Source organism: Sphingobium sp. TomTYG65 (assembly GCF_055395525.1).
Map to the genome: position 1 here is coordinate 1,231,103 of NZ_AP027331.1, position 20,663 is coordinate 1,251,765.

General features: G+C 65.6%; 18 protein-coding genes, 1 pseudogene and 2 riboswitches. Of the genes and pseudogenes, 5 read left to right on the plus strand and 14 right to left on the minus strand.

Annotation, left to right across the window (positions count from 1 at the left end):
• The 3 genes from ACZ5Y5_RS19380 (at nt 1) to ACZ5Y5_RS19390 (ending at nt 3,187) form a co-directional block, all read left to right on the plus strand.
• Nucleotides 1–1,311: a YeaH/YhbH family protein gene (locus ACZ5Y5_RS19380; protein WP_464811052.1), complete on the plus strand. Its 1,311-nt coding sequence runs from the start codon at nt 1–3 to the stop codon at nt 1,309–1,311.
• The gene (locus ACZ5Y5_RS19385) at nt 1,311–2,849 is read left to right on the plus strand and encodes a SpoVR family protein (protein ID WP_464811053.1); all 1,539 of its coding nucleotides are present in this window, start codon (nt 1,311–1,313) and stop codon (nt 2,847–2,849) included. Before ACZ5Y5_RS19380 ends, ACZ5Y5_RS19385 begins: the two co-directional genes overlap by 1 nt.
• 131 nt (nt 2,850–2,980) lie before the next feature.
• Entirely contained in the window at nt 2,981–3,187 is a 207-nt protein-coding gene (locus ACZ5Y5_RS19390; RefSeq protein WP_464811054.1) for a hypothetical protein, read from the plus strand.
• An 11-nt stretch (nt 3,188–3,198) separates the two neighbouring features.
• Here ACZ5Y5_RS19390 and cobF read toward each other — a convergent pair whose 3' ends face one another.
• From cobF to cbiE, 5 genes are read right to left on the minus strand one after another with little or no spacing between them, the layout of a single operon-like run.
• Nucleotides 3,199–3,993, minus strand: coding sequence for a precorrin-6A synthase (deacetylating) (cobF, locus tag ACZ5Y5_RS19395; protein ID WP_464811055.1), 795 nt, complete (start codon nt 3,991–3,993; stop codon nt 3,199–3,201).
• Nucleotides 3,990–5,297 carry a cobyrinate a,c-diamide synthase gene (locus ACZ5Y5_RS19400; protein ID WP_464811056.1) on the minus strand — a complete coding sequence of 436 codons (1,308 nt, stop codon included), beginning with the start codon at nt 5,295–5,297 and terminating at the stop codon, nt 3,990–3,992. Before ACZ5Y5_RS19400 ends, cobF begins: the two co-directional genes overlap by 4 nt.
• Nucleotides 5,294–6,079 carry a precorrin-4 C(11)-methyltransferase gene (cobM, locus tag ACZ5Y5_RS19405; RefSeq protein ID WP_464811057.1) on the minus strand — a complete coding sequence of 262 codons (786 nt, stop codon included), beginning with the start codon at nt 6,077–6,079 and terminating at the stop codon, nt 5,294–5,296. Before cobM ends, ACZ5Y5_RS19400 begins: the two co-directional genes overlap by 4 nt.
• Nucleotides 6,076–6,432, minus strand: a complete 357-nt coding sequence (locus tag ACZ5Y5_RS19410; RefSeq protein WP_464811058.1) for a cobalamin biosynthesis protein — start codon at nt 6,430–6,432, stop codon at nt 6,076–6,078. Before ACZ5Y5_RS19410 ends, cobM begins: the two co-directional genes overlap by 4 nt.
• Entirely contained in the window at nt 6,429–7,631 is a 1,203-nt protein-coding gene (gene cbiE, locus ACZ5Y5_RS19415; RefSeq protein ID WP_464811059.1) for a precorrin-6y C5,15-methyltransferase (decarboxylating) subunit CbiE, read from the minus strand. Before cbiE ends, ACZ5Y5_RS19410 begins: the two co-directional genes overlap by 4 nt.
• On the opposite strand from cbiE, the gene ACZ5Y5_RS19420 reads away from it, so the two are divergent.
• Nucleotides 7,630–8,379, plus strand: coding sequence for a cobalt-precorrin-6A reductase (locus ACZ5Y5_RS19420; RefSeq protein ID WP_464811060.1), 750 nt, complete (start codon nt 7,630–7,632; stop codon nt 8,377–8,379). The genes cbiE and ACZ5Y5_RS19420 overlap by 2 nt on opposite strands.
• Here the strand turns inward: ACZ5Y5_RS19420 and cobJ are convergent.
• From cobJ to ACZ5Y5_RS19440, 4 genes and pseudogenes are all read right to left on the minus strand, one after another.
• Complete coding sequence (cobJ, locus tag ACZ5Y5_RS19425; protein ID WP_464811061.1) at nt 8,355–9,104, minus strand: precorrin-3B C(17)-methyltransferase; 750 nt, start codon at nt 9,102–9,104, stop codon at nt 8,355–8,357. The genes ACZ5Y5_RS19420 and cobJ overlap by 25 nt on opposite strands.
• Nucleotides 9,101–9,817, minus strand: a complete 717-nt coding sequence (gene cobI, locus ACZ5Y5_RS19430; RefSeq protein WP_464811062.1) for a precorrin-2 C(20)-methyltransferase — start codon at nt 9,815–9,817, stop codon at nt 9,101–9,103. The genes cobJ and cobI overlap by 4 nt, the downstream gene beginning before the upstream one ends.
• Nucleotides 9,814–10,443: a precorrin-8X methylmutase gene (locus tag ACZ5Y5_RS19435; RefSeq protein ID WP_464811612.1), complete on the minus strand. Its 630-nt coding sequence runs from the start codon at nt 10,441–10,443 to the stop codon at nt 9,814–9,816. The genes cobI and ACZ5Y5_RS19435 overlap by 4 nt, the downstream gene beginning before the upstream one ends.
• A gap of 867 nt (nt 10,444–11,310) precedes the next feature.
• Nucleotides 11,311–11,556: pseudogene (locus tag ACZ5Y5_RS19440) on the minus strand (cobalamin biosynthesis protein CobG); the annotation flags it as partial.
• A 147-nt stretch (nt 11,557–11,703) separates the two neighbouring features.
• Nucleotides 11,704–11,932: riboswitch (cobalamin riboswitch) on the minus strand.
• A gap of 126 nt (nt 11,933–12,058) precedes the next feature.
• Here ACZ5Y5_RS19440 and ACZ5Y5_RS19445 point away from each other — a divergent pair.
• Nucleotides 12,059–12,925, plus strand: a complete 867-nt coding sequence (locus tag ACZ5Y5_RS19445; protein WP_464811613.1) for an alpha/beta fold hydrolase — start codon at nt 12,059–12,061, stop codon at nt 12,923–12,925.
• 109 nt (nt 12,926–13,034) lie between these two features.
• Here the strand turns inward: ACZ5Y5_RS19445 and bluB are convergent, their stop codons facing one another.
• The 5 genes from bluB to ACZ5Y5_RS19470 are packed head-to-tail and all read right to left on the minus strand — an operon-like array spanning nt 13,035 to nt 20,094.
• Nucleotides 13,035–13,673, minus strand: a complete 639-nt coding sequence (gene bluB, locus ACZ5Y5_RS19450; RefSeq protein ID WP_464811063.1) for a 5,6-dimethylbenzimidazole synthase — start codon at nt 13,671–13,673, stop codon at nt 13,035–13,037.
• 2 nt (nt 13,674–13,675) lie between these two features.
• Nucleotides 13,676–14,281: a cob(I)yrinic acid a,c-diamide adenosyltransferase gene (gene cobO / locus ACZ5Y5_RS19455; RefSeq protein ID WP_464811064.1), complete on the minus strand. Its 606-nt coding sequence runs from the start codon at nt 14,279–14,281 to the stop codon at nt 13,676–13,678.
• On the minus strand, nt 14,278–18,009 hold the full coding sequence (gene cobN / locus ACZ5Y5_RS19460; RefSeq protein ID WP_464811065.1) for a cobaltochelatase subunit CobN: 3,732 nt from the start codon (nt 18,007–18,009) through the stop codon (nt 14,278–14,280). Before cobN ends, cobO begins: the two co-directional genes overlap by 4 nt.
• On the minus strand, nt 18,009–19,049 hold the full coding sequence (cobW, locus tag ACZ5Y5_RS19465) for a cobalamin biosynthesis protein CobW (protein ID WP_464811066.1): 1,041 nt from the start codon (nt 19,047–19,049) through the stop codon (nt 18,009–18,011). The genes cobN and cobW overlap by 1 nt, the downstream gene beginning before the upstream one ends.
• A gap of 4 nt (nt 19,050–19,053) precedes the next feature.
• Nucleotides 19,054–20,094: a HoxN/HupN/NixA family nickel/cobalt transporter gene (locus tag ACZ5Y5_RS19470; protein WP_464811067.1), complete on the minus strand. Its 1,041-nt coding sequence runs from the start codon at nt 20,092–20,094 to the stop codon at nt 19,054–19,056.
• A gap of 172 nt (nt 20,095–20,266) precedes the next feature.
• A riboswitch (cobalamin riboswitch) is annotated at nt 20,267–20,510 on the minus strand.
• Nucleotides 20,511–20,663 lie beyond the last annotated feature (153 nt).

Consider the following 20,663-nt stretch of genomic DNA (forward strand, 5'->3'; position numbering starts at 1 on the left):
ATGCACATAGTTGATAGACGGCTGAACCCCGGGGGAAAGAGCCTGGTCAACCGGCAACGGTTCCTGAGGAGGGCGAGAGCTTATGTCAGCCAGGCGGTGCGTGACAGCCTGAAGGACCGCAGCATCAAGGATCTCGCCAAGGAAGGCGAGATAACGATCCGCCGCGATGCAATTCACGAGCCTACGCTTCACCGGGCAGCCAAGGGCGGCAACAGGGAACGGGTGCTTCCCGGCAACCGCGAATTTCTGGAAGGCGACCGCATCAAACGGCCCGATGGCGGCGGCGGGGGCGGGTCGCAGCCGGGCGAGGGCGAGGATCAGGATGATTTCCGCTTCGCGCTCAGCCGCGAGGAGTTTCTCGACCTCTTCCTCGACGACCTCGAATTGCCTGACATGGCCAAGAAGAAGCTGGTCGCAGGCAAGATCGAAGGGGTGAGGCGGGCCGGCTATTCGACGATCGGCAACCCCTCCAATCTGTCGGTCCCGCGCACAATGCAAAAGGCGATGTCCCGCCGCATTGCGCTGCGCCGTCCCAGTGGCCGGGACCTCAATCGCATCGATGAAGCCATTGCGGAGATAGAGGCCCGCGCCAAGCCTCTACCGGATGATGCCGTCGCGCTCGAAAGGCTGCGCGAGGAGCGGGCGCATGTCATCCGGCGGCGCAACCTCATCGCCTATATCGATCCGGTCGATCTGCGCTTCCGCCGCTTTGAACCCCTGCCCCGGCCGGTCGCGCAGGCGGTGATGTTCTGCCTCATGGACGTGTCGGGTTCCATGACCGCCCATATGAAGGATCTGGCGAAGCGCTTCTTTGCGCTGCTGCACCTGTTCCTCTCGCGCTGTTACGAGCATGTCGACGTCGTGTTTATCCACCATACCGATCGCGCTGCGGAGGTGGATGAGGAAACCTTCTTCTACAGCACGGTAACGGGCGGGACCCTGGTTTCGAGCGCGCTCGACAAGCTGATCGAGGTGGTGAAGGAACGCTATAGCCCGAACGACTGGAACATCTATGTCGCGCAGGCTTCGGATGGCGACACGCTGGCGTCGGACAATGCGCGCGTCGTCAGCTTGATGCAGGACGAAATCCTGCCCTTCTGCCAATATTTCGCCTATCTGGAGGTCGGCCGGGAGGAGTTCGCCTCCATCGAAGCGGCGACGTCGACCACGGGGCTTTGGGATGCTTATGCGCCGGTCAGCGAAAGCCAGCGCCATTTCGCGATGCGCAAGGTGTCGCACCGCCGGGAAATCTATCCCGTCTTCCGTGAACTGTTCCAGCGGCGCGGCGTGGGCGAAAGGACGCGTGCCTGATGGCGGCGCTCGCACCCGCCCCGCTGTTTACTGGCAGCGACTGGGACTTCTCGCTGATCAACCGCATCTATGAAACGGTAGAGCCGATCGCGCTTCAGGAAATGAAGCTCAACATCTATCCCAATCAGATAGAGATCATCAGCGCCGAACAGATGCTGGACGCCTATTCGTCCATCGGCATGCCGCTTTTCTACAAACATTGGTCGTTCGGAAAACAGTTCGTGACTAATGAAATGATGTATCGCAAGGGACTGCGCGGCCTCGCCTATGAGCTGGTGATCAACAGCGATCCCTGCATCAATTATCTGATGCAGGAAAATAGCGCGACCATGCAGACGCTGGTCATAGCCCATGCGGCCTTCGGGCATAACCACTTCTTCAAGAATAATTATGTCTTCCGCCAGTGGACGGACGCGGAAGGCATCCTCGACTATCTGGAGTTCGCCAAGCGCTACATCGCGCAGTGCGAGGAACGCTATGGTCAATTGGCGGTCGAGCGGGTGCTGGACGCCGCCCATGCGCTGATGAACCAGGGCGTCCACCGCTATCCCCGCATCCGCCCCCGCGACATGAAGGCGGAGGCCGAGCGGGAGGCGGAACGGCAGGCGTATCGCGACCGCATCTACGACGACCTGTGGCGCACCGTCCCGGTTGGAGCGAAAGCCGCAGCAGTGCCGAGCGACGAGCGCCGCGCCGCATTGGGCCTGCCACAGGAAAATGTCCTCTATTTCCTCGAAAAGACGGGTCCCCGCCTTGAAAGCTGGCAGCGGGAAATCCTGCGCATCGTCCGCCTGATCGCCCAATATTTCTATCCGCAGCGGCAAACCAAGGCGATGAACGAAGGCTGCGCGACTTATACCCATTATCGCATCATGACGATCCTGCACGATCGCGGCTGGATCACCGATGGCGCCTTCATGGAATTCATCCAGTCGCACACCAACGTCGTCTATCAGCCGACTTTCGATTCCGGCCATTTCAGCGGCTTCAATCCCTATTCGCTCGGCTTCGGCATCATGTCGGACATCGAGAGGATCTGCATGGACCCAACCCAGGAGGATCGCGACTGGTTCGGCGACATTGCAGGCTCCCGCGATCCGGTCGAGGTGTTGAAGGATATCTGGGCCAACTACCGCGACGAAAGCTTCGTCTCGCAGTTCCTGAGCCCGCATCTGATCCGCCAATGGCGTCTGTTCCAGCTGCTCGACCGCGAAAGCGAGTCGGAATTGCGCGTGGAGGCCATTCATGACGAGCGCGGCTATCGCCGTATCCGTCGTGCGCTCGCCCGCGAATATGACATAGCGCGGCAGGAGCCGGACATTCAGGTGGTCGATGTCGATCTGGCGGGCGACCGCACGCTGATGCTGGAGCATGCCGTCACCGACGGAGTCGTGCTGGACGCGTCCGACGCGACCATGGTTTTGCAAAGCCTCGCCAATCTGTGGGGCTACGAAGTCGCGCTGAGCGAGGTGGATGCGGAGAGCCGTAAGGAGCTGAAAAATCACCGTTGCCAGCCACAACCGGGCTGGATCGGCTGAACCGTGGCGTCCTGTCGGCAGGCACGGAGGTCTTATGAAGATTCCATTTCCAAAGCAGCGCCGAAAAGCGTAAATTCCGCCCGGTTTTCGCGAGATGGGCGGGGCTCGCATGATAGCAGGAGAGCATTTTCATGACACATGCCCTCAATGCGCAGGAATGTCTTGAACGGGCCCGGATGCACGAACAACTCGCGGCAACGACCGCTGATGCGTCTGCCCGGATGATGCACCAGGCCATGGCCGCCGAATTTCGCCGTCGTGCAACGATGGGTTCAGTGGATATGGCGCCACCGGTGGTAAACCGGCCCGCGATGGAATTGTGCCCGCCCGCTGCGTGAAGCGTTAGGCGTCAATCAAATTCCGTTCCCCGCTTCTCGACTTCGCTCGAAGCGAACGAAAGGGTGGCGTTCAATCGCAAAAGATAAACGTCCATGATCCATCCATGCCGCTGCCGCAGCAGGGCGCGCTGCTCGACGATCTCTGGTCCCACCCTTGCCAGCGGCCCCTTCGCCAAAGCCTGCTGCTCCATGCCAAGATAGGCGCCCCACCAGATTTCGATGGCCTCGGGCTCCAGCGTCTGAAAAGCGCAATGCCCGTCCAGCATCACCACCAGATCGCGCACGCCCCGCGGCCAGCCCTGCTCCCGCAGCTGCCTGCCCGTGGTGATCAGCACCGGATCGGCCAACCGATTGAGGCAGATGCCGTGCGCGGCGGTCAGCGCCTGGATGCTGGTAATCCCCGGAACGACGCTGATCTCTATGTCAGGTCCCAGCCGCTCGGCGATCCGAAGGCTGCTGTCATAGAGCGAAGGGTCGCCCCATACCAGCAGCGCCAGCGTGCCGCCTTCTGGCAGATGCGCTGCGATCTGCTCCATCCAGATCGCCGCGATCGCATCATGCCAATCGATAACCGCCTCGACATAGGCGGCCTGATCGGCGCGCGCCGGCATGTCGAATTCGACGATGCGCGTCCCGCCCGTCAGCACCTCTGCGCAGATCGCCCGGCGCAAATCGATAAGGTCCGATTTCGCCTCGCCCTTGCGGGGCAGCAGGATCAAGTCAGCTTCATTCATCGCGCGCATCGCCGCGCGGGTGAGATGATCCGGATTGCCCGTACCGATGCCGATCAGGGACAGCCGGATCATGCCGCACCTGCGATGAGGTGGAAGAAGCTGCCCGTCACGCATCCCCTGCGCGACCCACCTGAAGCGACAGCCTCCCCCGCTGCGTCGGTCACATGGGCTAGGGGTTCGTCGGGTTGCTCGATAACCCTCGAATAATGAAATTCATGGCCGCGCAGATCGTTGCCCGTATCATAGCCGCCCATGGCCGAGAGCAATCGCGCCCGGCGGTAGCCGAGTTGCAAGCTCCGTTCGGCAAAGCTGCTCACGAGCCCCAGCAGCCCGGCCATCTTGTGCGCCCGCCCCTCCGCGTCGATGATCGCCTGTCCCAGCACCATATAGCCGCCACATTCGCCATGGACCGGCCGATCCTGGGCATGACGCCGCAAGCCTTCGAGAAAGCGGGCTGCTCCGGCAAGGCGCGGCGCGTGCAATTCGGGATAACCCCCCGGTAGCCAGATGACATCGGCCCGCGCGTCGGGCACTTCATCGGCCAGCGGGGAAAAGGGCAGTATCTCTGCTCCCGCCGAACGCCAGCTCGCGAGCATATGGGCGTAGGTGAAGGAAAAGGCGGCGTCCTGCGCCAGAGCGATGCGCTGCCCCGGCGGTCGTCCGCGATGGCTTGGCAGCGCGCCACAGGGCAGGGCGCTGGCCGACGCCCGCACAGCGGACAGGTCCACATGAGCCTCTACGAGATCTGCAATGGCGTCGATCGCCTTGTCGGCCTCCCTATGCTCCCCTACCTGCACCAGGCCCAAGTGGCGTTCCGTCAGGGCCAGCACGGTGGACCGAGGCACCGTGCCCAGCACCGGCAACGCAATCTCCTCCATCGCATCGCGGATCATCGCTTCATGACGCGGACTGGCGACCCGGTTCAGGATCACGCCGGCGATCCGAACATCTGGCCGCATCGTGCGAAAGCCCTGTGCAAGCGCTGCCGCGGACTGGCTCTGCCCCGAAACGTCGATGATCAGGATGACGGGCCAGCCAAGCGCCGCCGCTATATCGGCGCTGCTGCCATTGCCGCTGCTGCCCTTCGCCCGCGCGCCATCGAACAGGCCCATGACGCCCTCGGCGATCGCCAAGTTGGCGGACGCGGCTTCCCCGGCGAGGCTCCGGATCAACTCAACGCCCATCGCCCAACTGTCGAGATTGAACGCCGCCCGCCCGCTCGCCAGCTGATGATAGGCGGTATCGATATAGTCCGGCCCGCATTTAAAGGGCTGCACCCGAACGCCCCGCCGCGCCAGCGCCCGCAGCAGGCCCAGCGTGATGACCGTCTTGCCGGAGCCTGATCGCGGCGCGGCGACAAGGATGCCCGGCGTCATTCCTCCGATCCGGCGAAGCGAGAGTCGGCCGAATTTGGACGGAAGCGCCGGTCATATCCGGGCGCGTAGAGCTGACTTTCCACAAAGTCGCCATCGCCCAGCACCGGCCCGACCAGGATCAGCGCAGTGCGTTCCGGCCCGTCGGCAGCCTGCGCCTCGATCGTCGAAAGCGTGCCGCGCTCGATCTGCTGGTCGGGCCAACTCGCCCGCCACACGATCGCGGCTGGACAGTCCGCGCCATAGAGCGGCGATAACTCCTCAACGACCGTAGCAATATTATGGATCGACAGATGGATGGCCAGCGTCGCCCCCGTCGCGCCGAACGCCGCCAGCGTCTCGCCCGAAGGCATAGCGCTCGCCCGTCCCGGCGTCCGCGTCAGGACAAGCGATTGGCCCAGCCCTGGCAGGGTCAACTCGGTCCCCAATGCCGCCGCCGCCGCCGCGAAGGAGGGAACGCCGGGCGTCACCGTGTAAGCAATCCCCAGCGCCTTCAGCCTGCGTATCTGCTCCCCCATGGCCGACCAGACCGACAGGTCGCCGGAATGAAGCCGCGCCACATCCTGCCCGGCCGCATTGGCCTCGACGATGATGCCGATGATCTCGTCCAGCGTCAGCGGCGCGCTGTTCACGATGCGCGCGCCCGGCGGGCAGTGGTCGAGTAGCGCGCGCGGCACCAGCGACCCGGCATAAAGGCAGACGGGTGATGCGGCGATCAGGTCGCGGCCGCGCAAGGTGAGCAGGTCGGGCGCGCCGGGCCCCGCGCCGATAAAATGGACAGTCATGCGGAAACTCCTTCGGCAAGGGCGCAGGTCGCCTGCCCATCGACTGATATGATGCGGGTAGAGATCAGCCGCGCGCCCGGCCCGGCAGCGGCCAACGCCACCGCCTCGGCTACGCTGCCGGTCCCGTAAGCGGTCAGGCTGGCGGCGGATCGAGTGGGTGTTTCGACGCCCTCGACGTCCGCAGGCTCGATAAGAATAAGCGGAGCCGCGAGCGCCTCGGCGAGCGATGCGAGCAAACCAGCCTTGTGGCTTAGCGTCGCGATGGCATCCACAGCGACGGCATGCGTCGCCAGCGCCGTTCTCAGCGACTCCTCATCCGCAACGCTGCGGCAACCGAAACCAGCGACGATCACAGCGTCACGCTCCACTGCACCAGCGGATAGGCGGCTTTCCAACCCCGTCGCACGCCCAGTGGCGCGGCGCTCGCCATCTCGATCCGGAGCAATTCGCCGCCCAGCCGCTCATGCCATTGCGCCAGCAGGGCTTCCGATTCCAGCGTCACGGCATTGGCGACCAGCCGCATCTTCCCACCGGGAAGGCCGACCACCGCCCCCAGCAGCGCCTCGCTCAATCCTCCGCCAATGAAGATCGCATCGGGCCGGTCGCGGCCCTCCAATATGGCCGGCGCACGGCCTTCGACAACCGACAGCCGGTCAGCCCCCAGGCGCGCAGCATTGGCGCGAACGCGCGCGGCGCGCACCGGATCAGCCTCGAACGCGACCGCCTGCGTTGCCGGATGGCTGAGCAGCCATTCGATCCCGATCGATCCCGAACCAGCGCCAATGTCCCACAATGTCTCGCCCGGACGCGGGGCGAGCGCGGACAGGGTCAGCGCGCGAACCGGCCGCTTTGTGATCTGCCCGTCATGATCAAACCAGCTGTCGGCGATGCCACTCGCGCGCGGCATGACGTCGCCATCGCCTTCCATGGCGATCCCCACCGCGACCGGATGCGCCACATCATCCCAGGCAAAGCCATCTGCCCGGACAGCCCGGACGCGTTCACGCGGTCCGCCCAGCGCTTCCATGACATGCAGCGTCGATGCGCCGAAACCAACCTCCGCCAGATAGGCCGCAAGCTCCCCCACCGCCGCCGCGTCGCGCAGCAGCAGGATCGCCCTGCCACCCGGCGCAAGGTCGCGCCGCAGCCGGGCCAGTGGGGCGGCGTGGAGGCCATGGCAGGCGATATCCTGCAACGCCCAGCCGAGCTGCGCTGCGGCGATCGAGAAGGTCGACGGAGCCGGATGCGCGATCCACTCGCCCGGCTCCAGATGTCGAGCGATGCTCGCCCCCGCCCCGAACCAGAAAGGATCGCCCGATGCGAGAAGCACCACCGGCTCGCCGCGCCTGGCGAGCAGCGGCGCAATCCCATGCTCAAAGGGGACTGGCCAGGTCAGACGTTCCGCCTTAAGGGGAGGCAGCAACGCCAGCTGGCGCGGCGCGCCGGTGACGATGCGGGCTTGCTCCAGTGCGGCGCGGGCAGCGCCGGAGAGGCCCGCCGCGCCATCCTCGCTTATGCCGATGATCGTCAGCCAGGGACCCTCAGCCGCCATGCGCAACATCCTCATCCTGGGCGGGACCACCGAGGCAAGCGCCCTTGCCAAGGCGCTTGCCGAGCGCGGCGATCTTGCGGTGCTGAGCTATGCCGGGCGCACGGACAATCCCCGTCCGCAACCGGTGCCCGTCCGCGCCGGCGGCTTTGGCGGCGTTGCGGGTCTCGCTGCCTATCTGAAGCAGCAGGCAGTCACGCATCTGATCGACGCGACCCACCCATTCGCCGCCACCATGAGCGCTCATGCCGCGGAGGCGGCACAGGAGGCGGGCGTTGCTCATATGATGCTGACCCGCCCGGTCTGGGAAGCGGGGGAGGGCGACCGTTGGACCCGTGTGGCTGATATAGCGGGCGCCGTGGCTGCGCTTGGCGGAGAGCGGCGCCGCGTCATGCTGGCGCTCGGCCGGATGCATGTCGCGACCTTCGCCGCGCAGCCGCAGCATCATTATCTGCTCCGCTTCGTGGATGCGCCGGACGAGCCGCCTGTGCTGCCGCATCACCATCTGGTCGTGGATCGAGGGCCCTTCACGCAGGCGGGCGACCTTGCCCTGATGCGCGCACAGCGGATCGATCTGGTCGTCGCCAAAAATGCGGGCGGGGAAGGCGCGCGGGCGAAGATCGATGCCGCGCGCGCGATGGGCCTGCCCGTCATCATGATCGATCGCCCGCCCTTGCCGCGGACGCAGGTCGCGCACAGCATCGGCGAAGTGCTGGCCTGGATCGATCATTCGGCCCAACGCGGCGTGTAGAGGATCGGGGAGCCCGGCCGTTCGATCAGCCGGCTGCGGCTTGATCCAATAATGACCATCGTGCGCATGTCCGCCATCTCGGCCGTGGCGTCGCCCAGGCGGACGATGCGCAATTCCTCCTCCGGTGTGGAAACGGCGCGGGCGAAGAGGATCAGCCGGTCGGGGCCGCACTCCTCCCGCAATATGTCGAGTGCGCGGGCAAAGCCGTCCGGCCTCGCCTTCGACCGGGGATTGTAGAAGGCCATGGCGAAATCTGCCTGCGCGGCGAGGCGCAGGCGGCGCTCGATCAGCGGCCAGGGCTTCAGATTGTCGGAAAGGTTGATGGCGCAAAAATCATGGCCCAGCGGCGCGCCAGCCCGCGCAGACGCGGCGAGCATTGCGGTGATGCCGGGCAGGATACGGATATCAATCGCGCGCCAGCTCTCCGGCCCCGCCTCCAGCGCTTCGAACAGCGCGGACGCCATAGCGAACACGCCCGGATCGCCGGACGACGCGATCACCACCTGCTTTCCTGCCGCTGCCATTTGCAGCGCATGGGCAGCGCGCTCCAGCTCCACGCGATTGTCCGAAGCATGGCGCGTCAGGCCGGGTCGTTCAGCCACCCGCGCTACATAGGGCGCGTAGCCGACCAGATCACTCGCCTCGCCCAATGCCTCCGTCACTTCGGGCGTCACCAGTTCTTCCGCGCCGGGACCAAGCCCCGCCACCGCCACCCAGCCAGTCATGGCCGCCGCCCCTGACCGTGGACGAGCAGGATGGAGAAATAGCCGGTGACTGCCTCCGCTTGTCCAAGCGGCGTGATCTTCTGATCGGCCATGGTCGCATATTCGACCAGCCAGGCGCAGTCCTGCTTGCCCGCGGCCTCAACCGCCCGTCGAAGCTTGGGCAGGTTGCGGCCGATCTTCATGACCACCAGCGCGTTGGTGTCATGGATGCGCCGGGCGAGTTCCTCTTCGGGCAGGGTCGCCATCAGCACCGTCAGGACATCGTCGCCCCAGCTGATGGGCGTACCGCTGGCCGTCCAGGCGCCCGACATGCCGGTGATGCCGGGGACGATCCGCACTGGCGCGGAGAGGCGGCTGTGCAAATGCATGAAGGAACCATAGAAAAAAGGATCACCTTCGCAGAGGACGACGATGTCCTCTCCCTGTGCGGCTAGGGTATCCAGATACCCGGTGCAGTCGGCGTAGAATTCGGACAGCAATTGGTTGTAGCGCGGGTCGCTGACCGGAATTTCGGTCGTCACTGGATATTCCATCGGGAACTCGATGGCGTCGGCGCGCAAAAGCCCTTCCACGATGCGGCGGGCATGGCCGTGGCGGCCGGGCTTGCGGAAATAGGCGATGTGTCGGGCGGAGCGGATCAGGCGGTCGGCGCGCACGCTCATCAGGTCCTGCGCGCCGGGACCCAGGCCCACCCCATGAATGACGCCGCTCATTCCGCCGCACTCGCCAGCGCGTTGACGGCGGCCACGGTCATGGCGCTGCCGCCCAGCCGCCCCTCGACGATGCAGCAGGGGACAGGCTGCGCCTCCCAAAGCGCCTCCTTGGACTCTGCCGCGCCGACAAAGCCGACCGGACAGCCGATGATCGCCGCGGGTCGGGGGCAGGCTGGATCTTCCAGCATGTTGAGCAAGTGGAAGAGCGCAGTCGGCGCATTGCCGATCGCCACGACTGCGCCCTCAAGGTGCGGACGCCACAGCTCCAGCGCGGCGGCTGACCGCGTGTTGGCCATGGCGCGGGCGAGACCGGGAACTTGGGCATCGGCCAGCGTGCAGAGTATCGGATTGGCCGCAGGCAGGCGCGCGCGGGTAATCCCCTCGGACACCATGCGCGCGTCGCACAGGATCGGCGCGCCCGCCTCCAGCGCAGCGATGGCGGCGGTGGCGAAGGTCGGGGAGAAGCGGATGCGCGGGGCCAGCTCCACCATTCCGGCGGCGTGGATCATGCGGACGGCCACCCGCTCTTCCTGCGGAGAGAAGCGGGCCAGATCCGCCTCCGCGCGGATGGTGCGGAAGGACTGGCGATAGATTTCCGCCCCATCCTTTTCATAGACATGCGGCATCAAACGACTTTCGAAGAGGGTGAAAATCTGGGCGGGCGAGAGCCCCGCCTGAAGCGGCGGCGCGCCCGCGCGGGCATTGCGGGCGATGTCAAAACGGCCGTAGCGCCCGGTCAGCACGACCGCCGCCTGCGACGGCCGCGCGCATCCCTTGGCGCATCCGGAGACATGAAGCCCCGGAACATGCGGTGCGAGTCGGATCGCAAGTTCACGCGTGGCAACGCTCGCCTGCGGACAGGCGGGCGCGCCGGGACAGGCATCGGCGCAAAGGCGCGGGTCGGCAGGATCGTCCGGCGCGGCATCGCTCCCTTCCAGCAGCACTCCGCGCCAAGGGGTCAGGCGCACTGCCTGCGTGCCATCCTCCATCGCGGCAAGCAGGGCGTCCGCCTCGATCCGTCCGAAGGGCGCAGCGCAAAACGGCCCCGGCGCCTCGGCCAGCGCAGCGGCGCGCGAACGGGGAGGGGCAGGAGCCTCGGCACCGGGTAGCGGCGCCAGATGCCGCGCCATGCGCCCGGCCTGCACGCCTCCGCTCGCAACGAACCAGTGGGCGAGGCGGATCAGCGCCTCCACTGCGTCTTCCGCCGTGACGGGAACGCCGCGCTCCCGCCCATTGGCCCGCAGGATCAGCCCGCCGCTCGTCCCCCGTTCGATCCGAAAATCCGCCGGAGCATCGTTCAGCACCGGCGCAGGCCCGGCATCGATCGCAAAGCCGATCTTTCCGGGCAGTTCCGGCAGTTCATTCCTGCGCGCGATCAGTTCGGTGGCGATCGATGCGCTGACGTCGCCCGCGACCCAGTCCGGATTGATGATCAGCGGCGCGCGCATCTCCCGCCACGGGTCAGCCTGCGCCAAGCCCAATGCGATCAGCTGCTCCATCAGTGCGCGATGCTCTGCTTCCCGCACGCCCCGCACCTGCAACGCCGCCCTGTTGGTAAGGTCGATATGCCCGTTGCCATGACGCAAGGCGGCCTCACAAAGGCCCAGCACCTGGACCCGGCTCATCCGCCCGAGCGGGGGCCTGACGCGCACCAGCAGCCCGTCGCCCGCCATCATCGGCTGCCAGGCCGTGGGGCACCAGCCGCGCACGGCGGCGGCGCGCTGCGCCTGCTCCTGCATTGCTCACGTCCTCCACGCCCACGCCACGACAAGCGGACCGCACGTGCGGGCGCGCAGGACAAGCCGCACGCCAGCACGGCCGCAGCCGCACCCAATTTCGTCGCTCAAACGGAGAACCGAGCCGTGACCATCCCCTGGATCATGGCAAGAGCGACCTTTGCTCCGGCAGGTCTCCTGGCTTGCGGGTCATAGCGTCGGCATGGGGCCTTCCCGGATCGCTCCAGTGGCTTGACCGTCCCTTGATTGAGGGTGCGGCCTGTCCTTGCCTCGCTCGCCGCTCACAGTTGCAGGGACAGCCGCGGATTAGGGAGGAGAGCCTCCCGCACCGCGTTCCCATTTAAGCCCCTTGCGAGGCACCGGCGCGATCGATGGACCGGGCGAGCCCGGTCCGCTGCGCTTCATAAGGGCGATGTGAGCGAAAGGGAAGTGGGCAGCGACGGCTTGCTTGCGCCTGCCCTCACCGAAAGCTAGTCCCTTCGCCGAATAACAACATGGAGAGAAGATAATGAGCGATCTCAGCTTCGACGCGACCAGCCGTTTCCTCGAAACCGCCAATGGCCGCCTTCATTATCATGAAGCCGGATCGGGTCCGGCGTTGCTGCTGCTCCATGGCTCTGGTCCCGGCGTCACGGGCTGGGCCAATTTCCAGGGCAATCTGCCCCTCTTCTCCCAGCATTTCCGCACGATCATCCTCGATGCGCCCGGCTATGGCAAAAGCGATCCTGTGGATGGCGATCCGGTTGCGGTGGCGCGTGACGCAGTGGTCGCGCTGATGGATGGCCTGGGCATCGATCGCGCCCATATCCTGGGCAACAGCTATGGCGGCATCGTCGGCGGCCATCTCGCCGCCTCGCATCCACAGCGGGTGCTGCGCTACATCACCATCGGCGGGATCGGGTTCAACATCACCTCCACCTTCCCCAATGAAGGGCTGACCCGTCTGGTCGATTTCATCGAGGACCCCACGCGCGAGAACATCATCGCCTGGTTCGAATCGATGGTTTACGACAAGTCGATCATCACCGACGAGCTGATCGACATGCGCTTGAAGGCCGCGCTGGAGCCGGTGACGATGGAGAGCAGCCGCAAGATGTACACGCGCGCCGCCCTCGGCTTCATCGCACAGTCGATGAGCGGGCCGGGCGTGTCGCAGCGGATCGATTATCTGGGCAAGATCCAGGCGCCGACCCTGATCACCTGGGGCCGCGATGACAAGGTCAGCCCGCTCGACGGCGCATTCCTGCCGATGCGGGTAATCCCGAACGCGGAACTGCATGTGTTCCCCAAATGTGGGCATTGGGCGATGATCGAATGCAAGGAGCGGTTCGAAGAGCTGGCGCTGGGGTTCTTGCTGGGGGAGGGGGCCTAAGCCTCCCTCTCTCCCGTTCGCCCTGAGCTTGTCGAAGGGCCTCTTCTTTTTTAGGCGAGAGAGGCTTCGACAAGCTCAGCCTGAACGGAGGGTAGGTTAGGCGCGTGTCCTAACGCCGCACCACCACCGAATGCCAGTCCATCCGCTGTTCCCAGCCGCGCCGCTCCAGTTCCGGCACATCTTCCTCGCTCTGCGGCTTCCCGAGGCATAGCAGGCCGAGGCATTCCCAACTGGCCGGAATCTCCAGCATCGCGTCCACGCCTTCGGGCTCCATGATCGACACCCAACCCATGCCGATGTTCCGGGTCCGCGCCGCCAGCCACAGCGTATGCACCGCCATGACACAGCTGTAGCGCCGCGCCTCCGGCATGGTGACCGCGCCCAGATGATGGCCGGTCTCCGTCCCATCGTCGCAATAGACAGCGAACAGCACCGGGGCCTCACGCAGGCCATGCAGTTTCAGGCTGCGGTAGAGCTTGTCCTGATCCCCTTCATATTCCTTCCCCGCCGCCCGCACCTGCGCATCCACATGCGCCGCAAGCCGCTCCCTGAGGTCAGGCGTTTCGATCCGCACGAACCGCCAGGGCTGCGACAGGCCGACCGAGGGCGCACGGTGCGCCATGCTCAGCAGCCATTCGACGTCGCGTTCATCGATGGGATCGGTGCGGAAATGGCGTATGTCCCGCCGCGCCCGCACCAGCGCCTCGAACTGGGCGCTGTCGATCGGGGTGATGGCGGGGATGCTCATGATCAGAACTCGATGCCCGCCTGCGCCTTCACGCCGCTGCGGAAGGGATGCTTGATCAGCGTCATCTCGGTGACCAGATCGGCCGCCTCGATCAGCGCTTCGGGCGCGTTGCGGCCGGTGATCAGGACATGCTTCATCTCGCCCCGCGCGGTCACGGCCTCCAGCACCTCGTCGACCGGCAGATAGTCGTAGCGCAGGACGATATTAAGCTCATCGGCCAGGACCATATCATAGGCGGGGTCGGCGATCATCCGCTTTACCTCTTCCCATGCTTCGCGGGCGAGCGCGATGTCGCGGGTCTTATCCTGCGTGTTCCAGGTGAAGCCTTCGCCCATGGGCTTGAACGTGACATTGTCAGAAAACGCATCGAACACCGCTTTTTCTCCGGTCGTCATCGCGCCTTTGACGAACTGGACGACGCCGACCTTCTTGCCGTGACCGATGGCGCGCACCACCATGCCGAGCGCGGCGGTCGTCTTGCCCTTGCCCTTGCCGGTATGGACGATCAGCAGGCCCTTTTCCTGCGTCTTGGTCGCCATGATCTTGTCATGCGCGGCCTGCTTCTTCTTCATCTTCTCGGCATGTTGTTCGGGGGTGCGTTCGATCATGGGCGGTCTTCCTTCAGGCTGGACAGGAGCATGGCGGCGCTGTTCGACTTGGGCTTCCAAAGGCCGCGGTCGAGCGCTTCGTACAGGCGGGCGGCGGTTTCGCGCAGCGCGGCAGGGTTCGCCTCCGCCATGAAGGCGCGGACGGTCTCATCCTTCAGGAAGGCGGCGTGGACGGCGTCGAAATGATGGTCCTTCACCGCATGGGTCGTGGCGGCGAAGGCGAAGAGATAATCGACCGATGCGGCGATCTCGAACGCGCCCTTATAGCCATGGCGCATCATGCCCGCGATCCATTTGGGGTTGGTGACGCGCGCGCGGACGACGCGGCCAATCTCATCCTCCAGCGTGCGGATGACGGGGCGCTCAGGGCGGCTATGGTCGTTGTGATAGGATAGAGGCTTCTTGCCGGACAGATGCTCGACGGCGGCGGCGATCCCGCCTTCGAACTGATAATAATCGTCGCTGTCGAGCAGGTCATGCTCGCGATTGTCCTGGTTCTGGACAAGGGCGTCCGCCTCCGCCAGCCGCTGGGCGAACAGCCCGCGCTCTGCATCGCCCTCCACTCCGCCGCCATAGGCGTAGCTCCCCCAATCGAGGTAGATGTTCGCCAGATCAGCCCTGTCGTGCCAGAGCCGCTCATCGATCATCGCCTGCAAGCCAGCGCCATAAGCGCCCGGCTTCGATCCGAAGACCCGGCTGCCCGCCCGGCGGGCGGCGTCCTTCTCCGGCAGGCCCTGTGCGACAAGGGCGGCGCTTTCCGCGCGATGCCGGGCGGCGGCGGGATTGTCCTCGTCCGGCTCGTCCAGCGCCATCACGGCGCGCGCGGCGCTGTCGATCAGGTCGATCTGTTCCGGGAAGGCGTCGCGGAAGAAGCCTGACACGCGCAAGGTCACATCGACGCGCGGCCGGTTCAGCTCGGCGATCTTCATCACCTCAAAGCCGGTGACACGGCCCGACGCCCAATCCCAGCGCGGCCGCACCCCCATCAGCGCCAGGGCTTGCGCGATGTCGTCGCCACCCGTCCGCATATTGGCCGTGCCCCAGGCGGACAGGGCGATGGAGCGGGGATAGTCGCCCTCGCGCTGCAGATAGTCCTGCACGATGAGGTCGGCCGACCGCTGGCCAAGGTTCCAGGCGGCGACGGTCGGCACAGAGCGCGTATCGACCGAATAGAAATTGCGCCCCGTCGGCAGCACATCGGGCCGGCCCCGCGTCGGCGCGCCGGATGGGCCCGGCGGCACGAAGCAACCGTCCAGCGCCTTGAGCAGCGCCGCCTTCTCCGCGTCCCCGCACGCATCGACGCGCGGCGCGAGGTCCTGCCTGATCGCGTCGAAAACAGCCGCGCTCTTTACCCCCGGTGCCGCCGCTCCGCTGTCGAGCAGATCGATGGCGTAGAGTTCCAGCCGCTCCACCATGTCGCCAGTGGTGCGCCATGGCTCCGTCGAAAGCGTCTGGAGCAGTCCCGGCTTCGGCCCCGTCCAGGGCGCGCCCATGGCGCAATCGAGCGGATCGAAGCCCAGCCCCAGATCATCCGCCAGCGTGCGCAAGAGCGACTGTTGCCCTTCCTGCTCCATCCCACGAGGGCAGCGGGCGAGCGCCAGAAGCAGGTCGCGACGCAGCGGACCTTCCGGCGACCGGGTGAAGACATGCAGCCCGTCGCGGATCTGCATTTCCTTCAATTCGCACAGATAATTGTCGATCGCGGCCAAGGCATCGTCCCCGCTGCCCTGCGCCCCTGCGTCCTTGTCGAGCCCCTGGCTGGCGGCGAGCGCAAGAATGTCCTTGCGCAGCGTCTCCAGCCGCCGGGGGTCCATGCCCGCCGCAAGATAATATTCATCGACCAGGGCCTCCAGTTCCTTGAGCGGCCCATAGGTCTCAGCGCGCGTCAGCGGCGGCGTCAGATGGTCGATGATGCACGCCCCGATGCGCCGTTTCGCCTGCGTGCCTTCGCCCGGATCATTGACGATGAACGGATAGATTTGCGGCACCGGCCCCGCGCAGATTTCGGGGAAGCAGCTTTCCGACAGCGCGATCGCCTTGCCGGGCAGCCATTCCAGATTGCCATGCTTGCCGACATGCACGACCGCATGCGCGCCGAATTCGCGGTTCAGCCAGATGTGGAAGGCGAGATAGCCATGCGGCGGCGGCAGCGCCGGGTCGTGATAGCTGCTCTTGGGATCGATATTATAGCCGCGTGCAGGCTGCACCGCCACGGCGACATTGCCAAAGCGGTGGACGGGGAGGTGAAAGGCGTCGGCCTGGAAGAAGGGGTCGCTCTCTGGGCTGCCCCAGCGTTCGATAATCGCCTCGCATGCGCTTGCGGGAAGCGCGCGGAACGCCGCCTCATAATCCGCCAGGGAGAGGGAAGGGGAGTCCCCCGACCGCCGCAGCGAAGCCGGAGAGTTGGTCACGCCGCCCATCATCAGGCGCATTAGCGCAGCGCCGTCGCCCGGCGCGTCTGCGGTAGCATAGCCTGCCTCCGCCAGCGCGCAGAGGATAGCCGCTGCGCTGGCGGGCGTGTCCAGGCCAACGCCATTGCCGATGCGCCCGTCCTTGTTCGGATAATTGGCAAGGACCAGCGCCACGCGCCGCTCTGCCACCCCCGTTTGCGCAAGTTTCGCCCAGTTCGCAGCCAGTTCAGAAACGAAGCTCACGCGATCATGCAGCACCTTGGGCACCACGATGCTGCATTCGGTGCGCTGATCGAACCGCGCGGCGGCCTTGAAGGCGACGGCGCGCGTGAAGAGGCGCCCGTCCACTTCGGGCAGCGCAATGTGCATGGCCAAATCCCGCGGCCCCAACCCACGCGCGCTGGCCTCCCACACGCTTTGCTCGGCGCTCGCGAAGATCGTCTGCAGGATCGGGCAGTCCGCCTGCTCCAGGATCGACGGCGTGCGCGGCTCCCCCGGCGCGGATGCGGCGAAGGCGGTGGCGTTCAGGATGACGTCGGGCCGTGTCCCCTCCATCAGCTTCTGGAGAAAGTCGCGGGCAAAGGGCTCGCGCAGCGCCCGCACATGGACCGGCAGCACATTGAGGCCCGCCTGCTCCAGCCCCGCGATCATCGCGTCCACCGCTTCCAGCGTTCCCGCGATCAGCAGGGCGCGGTAGAAAAGGAACATCGCGGTGGGCTGGCCATCACGCCAGCGGCGCTTCACCTGATCCAGCACGGGTCGCTCGATCCCCGGCAGATACAGCCCCGCGTCGGCGACAGGCACCGGCGCATCGGGCTCTCCAGCGTCCATGCCGGCCAGCCGCGCGGCGGTCTTCAGGAACGCCGTCGCGTTCGCCACGCCCCCCTGCCGCAGATAGTCCCGCAGCAGCTCGCACGTTTCGGGCGGCAGGGTAGAGGCGGCGCGCAGGTCCGGATCGTCCTCCCGCCCGTCCGCAATGGCGGCAAAGGCGATGCCCTTTTCCCGCGCCACATTGGCAATCTCATCAATGCCATAGGGCCAATAGCTCTTGCCCCCCAGCAGCACCACGCAGACGAACTTGGCGTTGGCGATCACCTTCTCGACATAGAGATCGACCGAATAGGGATGCTTCAATTGAAGCAGGTTGGCGAGCCGCACGCTGGGTCCGCCATCCCCCAGCGCCGCCGCCGCGCTCGCAAAACAGGCAAGGTCGCTGTCCGCCACGGTCAGCAGCACGATGTCCCCCGGCGACTGGCCGAGGTCGATCGCTTCATCTCCATTGGAGACGGTGCCGGGCGTGGCGGTCAGCAGGTGCATCAGGCGGCGGCCATTTGCTGGGACAGCGCCTGCTCGATCTCGGCGCGGTCCAGCCCCGCCTGACCGATCACCACCAGGCGCGAGCCGCGCTGTTCATCCGCCTGCCAATGCCGGTCATAATGATGCTGGATGCGCGGACCCACGGCCTGGATCACCAGCCGGGCAGGGCGTCCGGCGATCGCCACGAACCCCTTCACCCGCAATATGTCATGCGCCGCGATGACCTGTTCGAGCGCCGCCAGAAGCGGGGCAGGGTTGCCCTGTTCGCCCAGCTCCACGACAAAGCTGTCGAAATCCTCATGGTCATGATCGTCCTCGTCGTCGTGATGGGAGGGGCGGGCGTCGATCTGATCCTCCACGCCCGCGTCGAGGCCCAGCAGGACGGCGGGATCGATCTGCCCCCGCGCCGTGCGGACGATGCGCACGCCGGGGCGGATTTCCTTCGCCAGCTCGTCTTCCAGCTCCGCCAGCTTGCCGGGCTCGACCAGATCGCTCTTGTTGAGCAGCACCAGGTCGGCGCAGGCCAGCTGATCCTCGAACAGTTCCTCGATCGGACTGTCATGGTCCAGCGTCGGGTCGGCGGCACGCGCGGCGGCCAGCGCCGCTTCGTCATGGGCGAAGCGCCCCGCCGCCAGAGCGTCCGCGTCGATCAGCGCGATCACGCCATCCACGGTCGCGCGCGTGCGGATATCGGGCCACTGAAACGCCTTCACCAGCGGCTTGGGGAGCGCAAGTCCGGACGTCTCGATGATGATATGATCCGGCGGCACATCCCGGTCGAGCAGCCGCTGCATCGTCGGCAGGAAATCATCCGCCACCGTGCAGCAGATGCAGCCATTGGCCAATTCGATGATATCCTCGTCAGGGCAGGCTTCATCGCCGCACCCTTTCACCAACGATCCATCGACGCCGACATCGCCAAATTCGTTGATGATCAGGGCGAGCCGGCGGCCGCCCGCATTTTCGATGAGGTGCCGGATCAGCGTCGTTTTCCCGGCGCCCAGGAATCCGGTGATGACAGTGGCGGGAACCTTGCTCATGACATTATCCTTGATTGAGGATGAGGACTTCGATCTCGTCGAAGCGTTTCCAGCGGTAGATGGCCCAGCTCATGAGCCAACAGGCGGCGAACAGACCGATGATGAAGAAGCCGAGGCTGTTGAAATGCTCGCCTAGATCTGCGGCAAGCGACCATATGCCGCCGCTCAGGCCCAGCTTGTCGCCCAGCAGCGCCGCCGCCTCGATCCCGCCGATGACGATCGCGACCAGAGCGGACACCAAAGTGATGGTGATGTTGTAGTAAAGCTTACGGATCGGCTTAACGAACGCCCATTGATAGGCACCCATCATTAGCGCCCCGTCCGCCGTGTCGATCAGCGCCATGCCCGCCGCGAAGAGCAGGGGGAAGATAAGCACGGTCGCAACCGACAGCCCGCTCGCCGCCTGTCCGGCCGACAGCCCCAGGATCGCCACCTCCGTCGCCGTATCGAACCCAAGCCCAAACAGAAAGCCCAGCGGAGCCATGTGCCAGCTCCGCGTCACCAAACGGAACAAGGGCCGGAAGATACGCGCCAGAAAACCTCGGTTTCCCAGCAATATGTCCATATCCTCATCGACATAAGCGCCGCCGCTGCGGACATGGTTGAAGGTCTTGAGCACCGATCGCAGAATGATCAGGTTCATCGCCGCGATGGCGAAGAGGAAGGTGGCGGAAATGACGGTCGCGATCGTGCCGCCCACCTCGCCCACCGCTTCGACGCGGCTCAACGCGCTTGCCGCCACAGCGATCACTACCGCCGCGACCAGGACGATGCCGCTATGGCCGATCGCGAACCAGAATCCGACCGTCAGCGGCCGCTGTCCTTCCTGCATCAGCTTGCGGGTCACATTGTCGATCGCCGCGATATGATCGGCATCGACCGCATGGCGCAGCCCCAGGCTCCAGGCGAGCAGGGCAGTGCCCAGCATCATCGTGTCGCCCGAGAATATCAGCAGCGCCCATAGCCACAGCCCGATATTGGCCGCGATCAGCCCAGCGAACATGGCGGTGGCGCGCCGGCGTAAAACCGGAACAGTCGTCTCCATCGCAGATCAGTCTCCCGTCGGCGTCAGCGAACATCGACGGGACCTCCGCATCGCGGCCGACATGGTGCGCCGGACGGACACCTTACCGGCGTCCGGCGCTATGCCGGTGCGGCCCCGCCGCACGCGTCGCTCAGACGGAAAACCGTGCCCCGGCCATCCCCTGGACCAAAGCAAGAGCGACCAGACGCCGGCAGGTCTCCTGGCTTGCGGGTCATCGCTCGACATATGGCCTTCCCAGGCCTCGCAGGATTTAGCGTCCGGCCCAGTGGCTGACCTCCGAATGTCACGGAAGGTCGATATATGTCTCGCTCACCGCTTACAGTTGCAGGGACAGCCGCGGATTAGGACGCCTGAGGCGTCCGCACCGCATTCCCAAATTAAGCCTCTTTCGAGGCACCGGCGCGATCGAGGCTGTGCATAGAGGCTGCGGCAGCGGATGTGAAGCCCGTGATGTGCAATCGCGCGCCGAATGCCGCCCGTCATCGAACGGAGACATATTTGTCATTTTAGAGTCACATTAAAGTCATAGCCGCGCCATCCATCGACATGTGAGGGAGTTACAGGGGTGA